General features: G+C 58.5%; 11 protein-coding genes. 3 read left to right on the forward strand and 8 right to left on the reverse strand.

Annotation, left to right across the window (positions count from 1 at the left end; all coding sequences use genetic code 11):
* Positions 1 to 3 precede the first annotated feature (3 nt).
* From upp to QMP16_RS19695, 7 genes are all read right to left on the reverse strand, one after another.
* Positions 4 to 636: a uracil phosphoribosyltransferase gene (gene upp / locus QMP16_RS19665; protein WP_282153763.1), complete on the reverse strand. Its 633-nt coding sequence runs from the start codon at positions 634 to 636 to the stop codon at positions 4 to 6.
* Positions 633 to 1,619 carry an adenosine deaminase gene (locus QMP16_RS19670; protein WP_282153764.1) on the reverse strand — a complete coding sequence of 329 codons (987 nt, stop codon included), beginning with the start codon at positions 1,617 to 1,619 and terminating at the stop codon, positions 633 to 635. Before QMP16_RS19670 ends, upp begins: the two co-directional genes overlap by 4 nt.
* Positions 1,616 to 2,827, reverse strand: coding sequence for a phosphopentomutase (locus QMP16_RS19675; RefSeq protein ID WP_282153765.1), 1,212 nt, complete (start codon positions 2,825 to 2,827; stop codon positions 1,616 to 1,618). Before QMP16_RS19675 ends, QMP16_RS19670 begins: the two co-directional genes overlap by 4 nt.
* Positions 2,824 to 4,131 (reverse strand): thymidine phosphorylase, encoded by a 1,308-nt coding sequence (locus QMP16_RS19680; protein WP_282153766.1) that lies wholly within the window; start codon positions 4,129 to 4,131, stop codon positions 2,824 to 2,826. The genes QMP16_RS19675 and QMP16_RS19680 overlap by 4 nt, the downstream gene beginning before the upstream one ends.
* Before the next feature lie 4 nt (positions 4,132 to 4,135).
* Complete coding sequence (locus tag QMP16_RS19685) at positions 4,136 to 4,528, reverse strand: cytidine deaminase (RefSeq protein ID WP_282153767.1); 393 nt, start codon at positions 4,526 to 4,528, stop codon at positions 4,136 to 4,138.
* Positions 4,529 to 4,631: 103 nt separating this feature from the next.
* Entirely contained in the window at positions 4,632 to 5,735 is a 1,104-nt protein-coding gene (locus QMP16_RS19690) for a cupin domain-containing protein (RefSeq protein ID WP_282153768.1), read from the reverse strand.
* Positions 5,698 to 6,402, reverse strand: coding sequence for a hypothetical protein (locus QMP16_RS19695; protein WP_282153769.1), 705 nt, complete (start codon positions 6,400 to 6,402; stop codon positions 5,698 to 5,700). Before QMP16_RS19695 ends, QMP16_RS19690 begins: the two co-directional genes overlap by 38 nt.
* 185 nt (positions 6,403 to 6,587) lie before the next feature.
* Here QMP16_RS19695 and QMP16_RS19700 point away from each other — a divergent pair, with 185 nt between their 5' ends.
* From QMP16_RS19700 to QMP16_RS19710, 3 genes are all read left to right on the forward strand, one after another.
* On the forward strand, positions 6,588 to 8,861 hold the full coding sequence (locus QMP16_RS19700; protein ID WP_282153770.1) for an NADP-dependent malic enzyme: 2,274 nt from the start codon (positions 6,588 to 6,590) through the stop codon (positions 8,859 to 8,861).
* 274 nt (positions 8,862 to 9,135) lie between these two features.
* Positions 9,136 to 11,025, forward strand: a complete 1,890-nt coding sequence (prpE, locus tag QMP16_RS19705) for a propionate-CoA ligase PrpE (RefSeq protein WP_282153771.1) — start codon at positions 9,136 to 9,138, stop codon at positions 11,023 to 11,025.
* A gap of 91 nt (positions 11,026 to 11,116) precedes the next feature.
* Positions 11,117 to 12,550, forward strand: coding sequence for an amidase family protein (locus tag QMP16_RS19710; RefSeq protein WP_282153772.1), 1,434 nt, complete (start codon positions 11,117 to 11,119; stop codon positions 12,548 to 12,550).
* A 258-nt stretch (positions 12,551 to 12,808) separates the two neighbouring features.
* Here the strand turns inward: QMP16_RS19710 and QMP16_RS19715 are convergent, their stop codons facing one another.
* Complete coding sequence (locus QMP16_RS19715) at positions 12,809 to 13,570, reverse strand: NAD kinase (protein ID WP_282153773.1); 762 nt, start codon at positions 13,568 to 13,570, stop codon at positions 12,809 to 12,811.
* Positions 13,571 to 13,838: the final 268 nt, after the last annotated feature.

The following is a 13,838-nucleotide window of genomic DNA, read 5'->3' on the forward strand; positions in this document are numbered from 1 at the left end:
CGATTACTTGGTGCCGAACATCCGGTCGCCGGCATCGCCCAACCCAGGCATGATATACCCTTTTGAGTTCAACTCGCGATCCAGCGACGCCGTGACGATGTTCACGTCAGGATGCGCCTCTTTCATGCGGGCGACGCCTTCGGGCGCGGCCAGCAGGCAGAGGAAACGGATATCGGTCGCCCCGGCTTCTTTCAGCAAATCAATCGCCGCGGCCGAGCTGTTGCCGGTTGCCAGCATCGGATCAACCGCGATGACCAGACGATCCTTCAGACCTTCGGGCGCTTTGAAGTAATACTGAACGGGTTTCAGGGTTTTTTCGTCGCGGTACAGCCCGACAAAGCCTACGCGCGCTGATGGGACCAGTTCCAGCACCCCGTCCAGCATTCCGTTGCCTGCACGCAGGATCGACACCAGAGCCAGTTTTTTACCGGCCAGAATGGGGGCGTCCATTTCCTCCATTGGGGTTTCGATGTGCCGGGTGGTCAGCTTCAGCTCACGCGTGACCTCATAGGCCAACAGCAGCGTAATCTCGCGCAACAGCTGGCGGAACACGGCGGTCGAGGTGCCCTTGTCCCGCATGAGCGTCAGTTTGTGCTGCACCAGCGGGTGGTCAACGACGGTCAGGTGTTCGCTCATGTTCTCTCCAGTCTTTTCTTGACCCGTTCGCGGGTATCATCATCGCAGAAGGCCGCGTTCAGGGCTGTGTCGTTCAGGGCCGCAAAATCCTCGGCGTCCCAGCCAAAGGCCTGATGCAGCATCTCATATTCGCGCCGCATGGTGGTATGGAAAAACGGCGGATCGTCGGTGGAAACTGTGACGTTCACGCCCTGATCGCGCAACCGGGCAATAGGATGTGCCGCAAAATCGGGGAACAGGCCCAGAACCACGTTGGAACCGGGGCAGACTTCAAGTGTGACTTCGCGGTCGACAAGTTCCCGGATCAGATCGTCGTCCTCGATGGCCCGCACGCCGTGGCCGACCCGTTCGACACCGAGGTCCCGAACAGCATCGCGTACGCTTTCGGGGCCGCCGAACTCTCCGGCATGGGTGGTCAGGCGCAACCCAGCTTCGCGGGCGCAGTCAAAGGCCCATTTGTAATCGCCCTGCGTCCCGACGCCCTCATTACCGCCCATGCCAAACCCGGTGATCCATTCGCCGGCGGTTTCTGCTGCGCAATAGGCGCTTTGTTTCGCCTGTTCGGGTCCGAAATGCCGGACGCACGTGACAACGCCGCGCAGGGTAATATCGAACTTGCGCTCGGCCTCGTCCGCCGCGTCCTGAATGGCGTTCAGATAGTCACGCCAGGCGTGCACATCCCCGCCGCCGCAGAAATCAGGGCTGAGGAAGGTTTCCGAGTAGACTACCCCATTCGCAGCACTTTCCTCCAGAATGGCCAAGGTCAGGCGACGGAAATCCTCGGGTGATTTAAGCACCTCGCAGGCGGCCTCGTAGACACTGAGAAAGTGGGCGAAGTCGCGGAAGTCATAACTTCCGTCTGATTTAAAGATACCGCTCAGGTCTATGCGCTTTTCATGCGCAAGCTGACGGATGAATTCAGGCGGTGCTGCCCCTTCATGGTGCAGGTGCAACTCGATTTTGGGTAGGTCTGCGACGGTCATAGAAAACTCTTCCCCGGCCCTTGTGCCGGAATGTTGAGATGGTGTGCGATACTTGCCGCGACATCGGCAAAATCGACGGCCCCGATTTGGCCCGTGCCCTGCCCCGCGATCAGAACGGGCGCCTGTTCGCGCGTGTGGTCGGTTCCGATCCAACTGGGGTCATTGCCGTGATCGGCGGTCAAAAGCATAAGATCGCCCGGGCGCAGCTTGTTCAGAATCAAACCGATCTCGCGGTCGAACCATTCCAAGGCGCGGGCATAGCCGCTGATATCACGGCGGTGGCCATAGAGGCTGTCGAATTCAACAAAATTGGCGAAGGTCAGGCTGCCTTCTTCGGCCTGATCGACCAAATCGGACAAGTGGCCCATCAACTCGGCATCCGACCCTTTGCGTAGCGTGTCGATCCCTTGCATCGAGAAGATGTCACCGATCTTGCCCACCGCATGGACGCGGCGTCCCGCATCCTGCACCCAATTGGTCAAAACCGGCGCCGGCGGTAGGATAGCAAAATCCTTTCGGTTGGTGGTGCGGGTAAAGCCCTGATCGGGTGAGCCTATGAATGGTCGCGCGATCACCCGCCCCACTTTCATCTCATGCAACCGCGGGGCAAGCGCCTTGCACATGTCCAGCAGGCGGTCGAGGCCAAAGCTCTCTTCATGTGCCGCGATCTGGAACACGCTGTCGGCGGAAGTGTAGCAGATTGGCCAACCGGTCCGCATATGCTCGGCCCCCAATTCGGCGATAATGGTCGTGCCCGAGGCGTGACAATCACCCAGAATTCCGTCTGTTCCAGCCGCCTGGGCCGCAGCCTGGCTTAAGTCGGCGGGGAAGGTTGGCGTGGTATCCGGGAAATAATGCCAATCCCACGGCACAGGCAGACCGGCCAGCTCCCAGTGGCCCGAAGGCGTATCCTTGCCCAGTGAATGCTCTCTCGCGCACCCCCAGCGCCCAGACGGATCTAATTCCAACCCTGGTGTTTCCGACCCCGATGCCAACCGCGTTGCCGCCCCCAATCCAAGCGCATCTAAGTTTGGCAGGTGCAGCGGGCCTGAGCGCCCGTCTTCAGCCTGCCCTTCGGCGCAGGCCTGTGAAATATGGGCCAGGGTGTTTGCACCCGTGTCCGACACATCGCCATTAAAGAACCGATCAGCATCCGGCGCGCCGCCGATGCCAACCGAATCCATCACCACAAGAAACGCGCGGGTCACGGCGTAATCCTTTCGTGGACAAGAGTGGGCTCTGCCGGGGCATCGGCACCTATCGTGATCGCGCTGAGAACGCTCTGGGCGGCCCGCCACGCGGCATCCTCCCGCGAAGCGTGGATTACCGCCAAAGGCGCGCCCTTCTCGACTTTGTCGCCCAGCCGGACGATGTCAGACAAACCCACGGCCGGGTTGATGACGTCGTCTTCAACCTGCCGTCCGCCGCCCAGTGCAACAACTGTCAGGCCCAGCGCCTCACCGTTAATCGCTTTGATGTGTCCGTTGGTCGGTGCCGGAACCTCAAGGATCACGCTGGCCTCTGGCAAGTACCGGGACCAGTTTTCAACAAACTGCAGCGGCGCGCCTACGGCTGCCATCATACGCCCAAAGCGTTCCGCCACGCGACCGTCGCGGATGACATCCGTGATCTTGTCGCGCCCTTCTTCGGCGGTTGCGAACATCCCGGCATCCGCCAGCAGAACCCCGCCCAACTCGGCCGAGATTTCGGCCAGCGGGGCATAGGGGTCTTGCGTCATGACCTTCATCACCTCGGCCACTTCCAACGCATTGCCCAGCGCAGGCGCTAAAGGTTGGTGCATATCGGTGATGACCGCCGAGGTCCGGCAACCTGCTGCATTCGCAGTTTCCGACAAGGCCCGCGCCAGTTTGCGCGCATCATCCATCGTCTTCATGAACGCACCGCTGCCGACCTTGACGTCCAGCACCAAAGCCTCGGGGCTGGCAGCCAGTTTCTTGGACAGGATCGACGCTGTGATCAGGTCCAGACTTTCAACGGTCGCCGTCACATCACGGATCGCATAAAGGCGTTTGTCTGCCGGGGCGATCTGCCCCGTGGCCCCGACAATGGCCGCGCCGGTTTCGCGCAAAATCTGCGTCAGGCGGTCCTGACCGATCTGGGTGCTGACACCAGGAATGGCCTCAAGCTTGTCCAGGGTGCCGCCAGTATGACCCAGACCCCGCCCCGAGATCATAGGGACATAAGCCCCCATCTCAGCCAGTGCAGGGGCGAGCACGAGGCTTACGCTGTCTCCCACCCCACCGGTCGAGTGTTTGTCAATTACCGGGCCATCGAAATCCCAGCTGAGCACATCACCGCTGTCGCGCATTGCGATCGTCAGATCGGCGCGCCCTTTGGTACCCAATCCGCCCATGCAGACGGCCATGGCAAAAGCGCCCGCTTGAGCGTCGCTGACACCACCATCGGCCAAACCTTGCGCGAACCAGTTTAGCTCATCTCCGGTCGGCACTTCATTCCGGCGCAGTTTTGCAATGATCGAACGGGCGTCCATGGGGTCACACGTCCTCCATGTGCGAGGCGTCGAAAGCGCCCGGCAGCAATTGTCCAATCGTGGTTACAAACTCGGCGCCATCCATGGTCGCCAACGTCACCTTGACGTCCCGCTTGCCAAATTCGGCCAACTTTTGCCGGCAACCGCCACACGGCGGAACCGGTTGCGGACTTGAGGCAACAACATAGACCTCGGACAGTTCCTGTTCGCCCGCAGCGACCATCGCGGCAATAGCTCCGGCCTCGGCACAGGTGCCCTCGGGATACGCCACATTTTCCACGTTACAGCCGGAATAGACCTCACCGCTGGCTGACCGGAGTGCAGCTCCAACTTTGAAGTTGGAATAAGGCGCATAGGCTTTTTCCCGGACAGACAGTGCTGCATCTTTCAAAGTCATGGCGATTCCCCATTTTTGATCAACTGGTCAGAAAATCACACCCTAAAGGAAACTGCCCGGGGAGTTGAACCCCCGAGTACAAGATTCCCAGGCAAATTCTCACCTAGCCCAGATCGGTATTGAAGACCCCCGGAAGGGTGACTTCAAGCAATTCGACATCATCAGAAGGTTCGGACAGTTTGGTGCGCATACCGGGCGGGATCACGAACGCATCCCCTTGTTCCAGACGGTAGGGGTCGCGCCCTTCACCTTCCAAAGTTACCTCGCCCGTCATGACGAAGGTAAAATGGATATCCGTGTCATGCGTCGCCCAGACCGGTTCACCCTGCCCTTTTCGTACGACCTGAACGCCTGCAACACCCTTGGTATTCTCGGCAATCGTCGTGTCGCGACAGATATATCCTGGCAGGCGAAATGGTCCCCACTCTGAATTCTCGGCTTTGTTATAAACAAAACGCTGCCCTTGCCATTCGCGGTCCGGGCGGAAATTCGGCGTAGGCAGGTCCATCTCGTGGTCGATTTCTGTGACATGTTCGGCGGGAACACCGATTTCGATCACCTGAACATTATCCGAGGCTTCAAGAACGCGGTGGCGGATTTCTGGGGGTTGGATAAAGCAATCCCCAGCTGTCAGGCGCATTTTGTCGCCCTGATCCTCGTACACGACGTCGACCCAACCATGGATGCAGAAAATCAGTTGAAACCCGACCTTGTGGAAATGCACCATATCCGGCACCGGCCCCCCATCGGGGATACGGATATGGCTGGCGATGATCGACCCACCCAGCCGATCTGGCACCAGATCGCGGTAATGCATCCCCGCCCGCCCGATGATCCAGGGTGCCTGATCCTTGAGCCTGCGAACCACAAAGGAATGCACCGTTTCAGGCATCACCATCGGCGGGTTCAGTTCATCAATCTCAACCCGTGTACCATTTGGCGCGACCAGAGTCCGCTGTCCGCCCGCAAAACCGTCAGGATCGTCTGTCAGGATGCGGATCGTGCCTGCCGCTTCAGGCGCGTCCCTCTCAACCCGAAGGCGCAACCCGTGGCCTGAAAACACGGCAACACTCGGATCGTCAGCGGGATAGATCATATCCATCCTCATTCCGAGGGTCTTTGTGAAAAACGGGATATCGTCGCGCAGTTCGCTGGTGGGCAGTCGGATTTCAGCGCGCGTCTGGCTGTTGTTCAAGGTCGAGGTCATTCAGCGTCTCTTCGGCATCGGATTTTGGCCATCCGATCAGAACAGAGGCCAAAATGCCAATCGAAAAGAACATCTCAAGCGTTTCTTCCAGCACAAAGAGCCGCACCGTCATAAGTGTGGACAGATCTGCCTGGTAAATTCCGGAAAATTCCTCGAGCAGCTGAGCGGTTACCGCCAGCAATCCCGCCAGCACGAAAATTACGAAAAAAGGCGCCCGTCGCTTTGCCGCCCGCCATGCCGTCGGGGCTCCGTGCCAAAGGGCACCTCCGATCACGATGACGGCCAGAACAATCCGGACCGACGTCATATCAAGCACACTGTCCAAACCGTTAAGGACCCAATATGGCAGGCTGTCGACTGGATAGATTTCCGCCTCAAGCTCTCTTTCCGCCAGCAACAGACAGACCAGCGCAATATAAAGACGGGTGATGCCCGGATAGCGCCAGAGCGCGGCCAGACCTGAGGCAAAAAGCGCTGCGGCCGAGATCGTTTCGAACAATCCCCCCTCTTCGTTCAGAGCAAGGGCTTGAACCGGCCAGATACTGACGGCGGCAAGGATAAGGATGGCGATCAGCAAAACCGATACGTAAGCGGCGCGATCCGGACCAACCACAACTTGTTCCGCCGGGAAGGCAGTCCCGGCCTGAATTTCGTCTTTATAGCTCATTTATGGCTTTCAGTGCTCGACAGGTCTAAGTTGGCTCCAAAGTTGCCCGAATGTAAAAGCAATGCGACGCTTTTCAACGGGATGTCGGTGAACTTTAGCGAAACTGTTGCAAAATGACGTAGCGTAGCCAAAGCCGGGGAAATAGTTTAACACTAAATCAAATTTTCTGAGGAGTTGAGTCGCCGATGTCGGACACACCCAGCCTGCGGCAGGCCGCGCTTGAATATCACGCCCATCCAAAGCCCGGTAAGCTTGAAATCAAAGCGACAAAACCGATGGCGAACGGCCGCGATCTGGCACGCGCCTATTCGCCCGGTGTGGCAGAGGCCAGCCTGGAAATCAAAGCGGATCCTGCCAACGCCGAGCTGTATACCGCACGCGGGAACCTGGTAGCTGTCGTCTCAAACGGGACAGCTGTTCTGGGGCTGGGAAACATCGGCGCACTTGCATCCAAACCGGTGATGGAAGGCAAGGCCGTCTTGTTCAAGAAATTCGCCGGGATCGATTGCTTTGACATCGAGCTCGATCAACCCGACCCCGAGAAACTGGCGGATATCGTTTGCGCATTGGAACCGACCTTTGGCGCGATCAACCTTGAAGACATCAAGGCGCCGGACTGTTTTATTGTCGAAAAGCTGTGCCGGGAACGGATGAACATCCCGGTCTTTCACGACGACCAGCACGGCACCGCGATTGTCGTGGGTGCCGCGGCCAAGAATGCGCTGCACGTCGCCGGCAAAAATTTTGAAGACGTCAAAGTGGTCTCAACCGGTGGCGGCGCGGCGGGAATTGCCTGCCTGATGATGCTGGTCAAACTGGGCGTCAAACGCGAGAATATCTGGCTGTGCGACATTCACGGGCTTGTCTATGAAGGCCGTGAAGAGGACATGAACCCGCACAAGGATCAATTCGCACAAAAAACGGATTTGCGCACGCTGGACGATGTAATCGGCGATGCAGACCTGTTCCTTGGCCTTAGCGGGCCGAACGTCCTGAAGCCCGAGATGGTTGAGAAGATGGCCAAGCGCCCGATCATCTTCGCGCTGGCCAATCCAAGCCCGGAAATTTTGCCACAAGCCGCACGCGAAGTCGCGCCGGACGCGATCATTGCCACCGGCCGCAGCGACTTTCCCAATCAGGTCAACAACGTGCTGTGTTTCCCCTTCATCTTCCGGGGCGCGCTGGATGTGGGTGCGACCGAAATCAACGACGAAATGCAGATCGCCTGTGTGGACGGGATCGCCGAGATGGCACGCGCCACGACCAGCGCCGAGGCGGCTGCGGCCTACAAAGGTGAGCAACTGACATTTGGCCCCGATTATCTGATCCCCAAACCCTTTGACCCGCGCCTTGTCGGCGTCGTGTCCTCGGCCGTTGCCAAAGCCGCGATGGAAAGCGGTGTGGCCAAGCGCCCGATCGACGACTTCGAGGCATACAAAGAACGGTTGAATCAGTCTGTCTTCAAGTCTGCCCTGCTGATGCGCCCGGTCTTTGAGGCCGCGGCCGTGGCCTCGCGCCGGATCGTATTTGCCGAGGGCGAGGACGAGCGTGTTCTGCGCGCAGCTCAGGCTATTCTTGAGGAAACAACCGAAACCCCAATCCTGATCGGCCGCCCCGAAGTGATCAATGCACGATGCGAACGGTTGGGGCTGACGGTCCGTCCCGGCAAAGACTTCCAGATTGTAAACCCGCAAGACGACCCGCGATATTACGACTACTGGAACTCGTATCACGAGATCATGCAACGCCGCGGTGTCACGCCGGACCTGGCAAAGGCGATCATGCGGACGAACAACACCGCCATTGCGGCCATCATGGTGCAACGTGGTGAGGCAGACAGCATGATCTGCGGCACCTTTGGCGAGTATCGTTGGCACCTCAACTACGTCGAACAGGTTCTGGGCGATGTCGATCTGCACCCGCATGGCGCGCTGTCGCTGATGATCCTCGAGGACGGACCGCTGTTCATTGCCGATACCCATGTTCGGCAGCTACCAACCCCCGAAGAGCTGGCCGAGTCGACCATTGGCGCCGCGCGTCATGTTCGGCGTTTCGGGATCGAGCCTAAAATCGCCTTCTGTTCTCAGTCGCAGTTTGGCAATCAGGCTGAAGGATCGGGCAAAAGGTTGCGGGCGGCACTGGATATCCTCGACGCCGAGCCGCGCGATTTCACATATGAAGGTGAAATGAATCTGGATCTGGCCCTCGACCCTGACCTGCGTTCGCGGATCTTCCCGAACTCACGCCTGAAAGGAACAGCAAACGTTCTGATCTTTGCCCATGCGGATGCGGCGAGCGGAGTGCGCAATATCCTGAAAATGAAGGCCGATGGCTTGGAGGTCGGCCCGATCCTGATGGGCATGGGCAACAAGGCGCATATCGTGACGCCGTCGATCACAGCGCGCGGATTGCTGAATATGGCGGCGATCGCGGGTACACCCGTAGCGCATTACGGTTAATAAACCTGAGCACAATATTCAGGGCGCCAGTATCGGCGCCCTGTTTGATTCACAGCAGGCAATAATTTGCACGCCAAAATATTCAACTTTGCAAAAGCGCAAAATTGATCCTTAAAAGTCAGCAAAAAGGCGATGATTTGCAAAAATTTGCAGGCCAACCTGCGGATTCTTGCAAATTTTTTGCGATAAAGTGACGCTCCGTCACAGCGCTCGCTTGTGCGGTGCCCCTTGGCCACATAACACATTTCTCAAGGAGATTTAGGAGGAGTTCACCGTGGCATATCAGGACATTTACGAAGGCTGGAAATCGGATCCAGAGGCTTTTTGGATGAACGCTGCAAAGGCAATTGACTGGGTTCAACCGCCGACCAAAGCCCTGTTTGACGACAACGCCCCTTTGTATGAGTGGTTCAGCGATGCCAAAGTGAACACCTGCTGGAACGCGGTCGACCGGCATGTCGAAAATGGTCGCGGCGAACAGGCCGCAATCATCTATGACAGCCCGATCACCCACACCAAGCGCGAGATTTCATATGTCGAACTGCGCAATCGCGTGGCCAATCTGGCCGGGGCATTGCGTGCCAAGGGCGTGGAAAAGGGCGACCGGGTCATCATCTATATGCCAATGATCCCCGAAGCGCTGGAGGCCATGCTCGCTTGCGCCCGTCTGGGGGCCGTGCACTCGGTGGTTTTCGGCGGCTTTGCCAGCAATGAGCTGGCTGTTCGGATCGACGACGCCAAGCCCAAGGCCATCATCGCCGCATCCTGCGGGATGGAACCGGGTCGCGTCGTGCATTACAAACCGCTGCTCGACGGGGCCATCGACATGGCCAACCACAAGCCCGAGTTCTGCGTGGTCTTCCAGCGCGAGCAGGAAGTGGCGCAATTAATTGAAGGGCGCGACTACAACTGGCATGGCTTCCAGTACGGAGTCGAACCGGCGGAATGCGTCCCGGTCGATGGCAATGATCCGGCATACATCCTGTATACTTCCGGCACGACCGGCGCGCCCAAGGGCGTTGTGCGTCCGACCGCAGGCCATTTGGTGGCGCTGAACTGGACGATGAAAAATATCTACGATGTCGATCCGGGCGATGTGTTCTGGGCAGCGTCGGATGTGGGCTGGGTCGTTGGTCACTCCTACATTTGCTATGCTCCATTGATTCACGGCAACACGACGATTGTGTTTGAAGGCAAACCCGTTGGAACGCCCGACGCAGGCACGTTCTGGCGAGTGATTTCCGAGCATAAGGTCAAAAGCTTTTTCACCGCCCCCACCGCCATCCGTGCCGTGAAGCGTGAAGATCCCAAGGGGGAAATGCTGGCGAAGTATGACCTCTCCTCCTTGCGCGCCTTATATCTGGCAGGTGAGCGGGCTGATCCCGATACGATCGAATGGGCGCAGGACGCGCTGAAGGTGCCGGTGATCGATCATTGGTGGCAGACCGAAACCGGATGGACCATCGCCGGCAACCCACTGGGAATCGAGGAACTGCCGGTCAAGCTGGGTTCACCCGCCAAACCGATGCCGGGCTATGACGTGCAGATATTGGACGAAGGCGGTCATCCGATGAAGCCCGGTGAGCTGGGCGCAATTGCGATCAAGCTTCCCCTGCCCCCGGGCACCTTGCCAACGCTGTGGAATGCCGAGGATCGGTTCAAAATTTCATACCTGAACCAATTCCCCGGTTATTACGAGACCGGCGATGCAGGCATGGTCGACGAGGATGGCTACCTTTACATCATGGCGCGCACTGATGACGTGATCAACGTCGCTGGCCACCGCTTGTCGACCGGCGGGATGGAAGAGGTTCTGGCCGCCCACCCCGACGTGGCCGAATGTGCAGTGATCGGTGTGACCGACCAGTTGAAAGGTCAAATGCCAGTAGGGTTCCTTTGCCTGAATGCAGGCTGTGACCGCGACCATGGCGAGGTGGTTCAAGACGTCGTCAAATTGGTGCGCGAAAAGATCGGGCCGGTCGCTGCGTTCAAACTAGCCGTGGTGGTAGACCGCCTTCCCAAGACCCGCTCGGGCAAGATCCTGCGTGGAACGATGGTGTCGATTGCGGACAGCAAGGACTACAAGATGCCAGCCACCATCGATGATCCTGCTATTCTGGACGAGATCACCGACGCGTTAAAAACCCTTGGCTACGCTCAGTAGCAGGCATGCGGGCGACGATCCGTCGCCCGCGTGTCTTTCTCTTGCAACCTGAAACAAGCCCCCTACTGTCATTCCAAGACAGCGAGGGCCCATGACACAAACCGATATCTGGCGTCTGAACGCCACCGACCTGACCGCCTTGACCCGCAACGGTGAGTTGAGCGCGTTGGAGGTCACTCAGAATGCAGTCGACCGAATGCATCAGACCAACCCAGACCTGAACGCGGTGGTCGAAGACCTGAGCACCGAGGCGTTGGAGCGTGCGCGTGAACTGGATGCGGCCGTGGCAGGCGGTGCACCCGCGGGGCCGTTGCATGGCGTTCCCGTCACTATCAAAATTAACGTCGATCAAAAGGGGCGTGCGACCTCGAACGGTGTTGTTGCCCTGAAAGACGTAATCGCGCCCGACGATGCGCCCGTTGTTCGCAATCTGCAGAATGCCGGAGCCATCGTGATCGGACGGACGAACACGCCCGAATTCTCATTCCGCGCCGATACAGACAACCCACTGCATGGCCGGACACACAACCCTTGGGGCCGCCATATCTCGCCTGGTGGGTCTTCGGGCGGGGCCGGTGCGGGCGTGATGGCTGGGATCGGCGCGCTCGCGCATGGCAACGACATCGGCGGCAGTCTGCGGTTTCCCGCAGCGGCCAATGGCGCGGTCACGGTTAAACCCGGATTGGGGCGTGTCCCTGCGTGGAACCCGAGCCAACAGGTCGAACGCGGAATTCTGGCACAATCCATGTCGGTGCAGGGGCTAATCACCCGCTCTGCCGCCGACTTGCATCTGTCCATGCCCAGCCTGATCGCCGCCGACCCCCGCGATCCATTTCACGTTTCAATTCCGTGGCGCGGGGAAGCCATGGATGATCCGATCAAAGTGGCCTTCACCAAAAACACCTTCGGCTATGCGCTACACCCCGAGGTCGACAAGGCGCTGAACACGGCCCGCGATGCGCTGGTCGACGCCGGTTATCTGGTGGAGGAGATCGACCCGCCCGATGTATTCGAGTGTGGTCGGTCAGGGTATCGCGCCTTGATGGGCGAAGTCCTGACATTGATGCAAAACGACATCAAGGCGGCAGGATCTGAAACCATCCGCGAGATCTTTGACGTCTATTTTCAGGAATTCCCGCCCATAGTTGAAACCGACCTGATCCGAATGCTGGCCAAGCGCACCCACTTTGCCCGTGAATGGTCGTTGTTTATGGAAGACTACGCATTGGTCTTGTCGCCCTTCCTGCCGCAACCATTCTTCAAACCGGATCGGGACACCGAAGGTGCCGAAGGGGTGCACGAGGTACTTGGATGCGCCGTTTATTCCTATGCGATGAACTTCCTTGGCCTGCCCGCCGCTTGCGTTCCGTCCCGGCTGGCGGATTTGCCCAGCGGCCCGCAGCCGATCAATGTCCAGATCGCTGCCCGCCGCTGGCGTGAAGATATGGCCGTGGATGCCGCCGCCGCAATTGAGGCGCGCGTCGGTCAAATGTGCTTGCCCTTGTGGGAGAAGATGGACACGTAGTGCGACCCAAAACGAAAATAGACCCCGGGGTTTTGTGCCCGGGGTCCGCTTACTAAAATAAGCCCAGATATCATTAACGAGCGTAGCACCACCTACCCTCGCCAGCGCGTAAACTGCGCAATCGTTCGAAAACGTCGTTTGGTGGCCACTCACTCCCACCTAGACGTGTTCTCCGGGCAAGATCAGATTAGCGGAAAGTTAATGAAGCTCATGTGAACTGCTTCACACAACTTCTAAAAAATTCGTAAGTCCCAAAATTTAGGTGAATTGCTCGGATATCAGGCGCTCTTCCAACCCATGCCCAGGGTCGAACAAAATGCGGTGCTGGATTGCAGGTTCAGAGCGGATCTCGACCCAGTCGATATCAGGGAATGAAACCGAATCTGCATCGGCCATGACCGGGCGTTTGTCCGCATCCAGCACATCGAAACGCACCTTGGCGATCTTGGGCAACAGCGCACCGCGCCACCGACGCGGCCTGAATGCAGCAATAGCCGTCAGGGCAAGAACATCTGATCCAATTGGCAGAATCGGGCCGTGAGCCGAGTAGTTATAGGCGGTCGATCCGGCAGGCGTGGACAGCAACGCGCCATCACAGACCAGTTCATCCATGCGAACACGGCCATCGACACTTATCCTGAGGCGCGCGGCTTGTGGCCCTGCGCGCAGCAGCGACACCTCGTTGATCGCCAGTGCTTCGTGCAACTTACCTGACTGATCCATCGCACGCATGGCCAGTGGGTTGATGACTTCTTCCTCGGCTTCGCCCAGACGGGCCATAAGGTCGGCTTCGTGGAACTCGTTCATCAGAAAGCCGATTGTTCCTCGGTTCATGCCATAAACCGGCGTATCCAGGTGCTGCATGCTGTGCAGCGTATGGAGCATGAACCCGTCACCGCCCAGTGCAACGACAACATCGGCATCCCGCGGTGCCGCGTTTCCATAACGTTTCACCAGCACGTCGCGGGCTGTTTGGGCCACTTTGACGTCGCTGGCGAGGAAAGCGATTCTCTGGATCATTTGTTGCGGTTTCCGGTCTTGCACATTTGGTTCCGAAACAACCATACCTTTCCCCGATAAGCCAGACTTGACGCCACAGCGGGCCAATTCGTCGCTTTAAAGCTTTTGCGCATGTGCCGTTTCCGATAGGAAATCCGCAAGATTCTTACCCAGCCATGTGGAGCCCCCATGAACGCCAATCTCCGTGATACCGGATTTTTCACCCAGTCCCTGTCTGACCGTGATCCCGAGCTGTTCGGCTCGATCACATCCGAGCTGGGTCGTCAGC

Source organism: Ruegeria atlantica (assembly GCF_947495585.1).
Lineage (GTDB): Bacteria > Pseudomonadota > Alphaproteobacteria > Rhodobacterales > Rhodobacteraceae > Ruegeria > Ruegeria atlantica_G.

Excerpts from the sequence above, each read along its gene's own strand:
- QMP16_RS19715 (WP_282153773.1), bottom strand. The coding sequence starts at position 13,570 with ATGATCCAGAGAATCGCTTTCCTCGCCAGCGACGTCAAAGTGGCCCAA.
- upp (WP_282153763.1), bottom strand. The coding sequence starts at position 636 with ATGAGCGAACACCTGACCGTCGTTGACCACCCGCTGGTGCAGCACAAA.
- QMP16_RS19680 (WP_282153766.1), bottom strand. The coding sequence starts at position 4,131 with ATGGACGCCCGTTCGATCATTGCAAAACTGCGCCGGAATGAAGTGCCG.
- QMP16_RS19670 (WP_282153764.1), bottom strand. The coding sequence starts at position 1,619 with ATGACCGTCGCAGACCTACCCAAAATCGAGTTGCACCTGCACCATGAA.
- QMP16_RS19685 (WP_282153767.1), bottom strand. The coding sequence starts at position 4,528 with ATGACTTTGAAAGATGCAGCACTGTCTGTCCGGGAAAAAGCCTATGCG.
- QMP16_RS19695 (WP_282153769.1), bottom strand. The coding sequence starts at position 6,402 with ATGAGCTATAAAGACGAAATTCAGGCCGGGACTGCCTTCCCGGCGGAA.
- QMP16_RS19710 (WP_282153772.1), top strand. The coding sequence starts at position 11,117 with ATGACACAAACCGATATCTGGCGTCTGAACGCCACCGACCTGACCGCC.
- QMP16_RS19690 (WP_282153768.1), bottom strand. The coding sequence starts at position 5,735 with ATGACCTCGACCTTGAACAACAGCCAGACGCGCGCTGAAATCCGACTG.
- QMP16_RS19700 (WP_282153770.1), top strand. The coding sequence starts at position 6,588 with ATGTCGGACACACCCAGCCTGCGGCAGGCCGCGCTTGAATATCACGCC.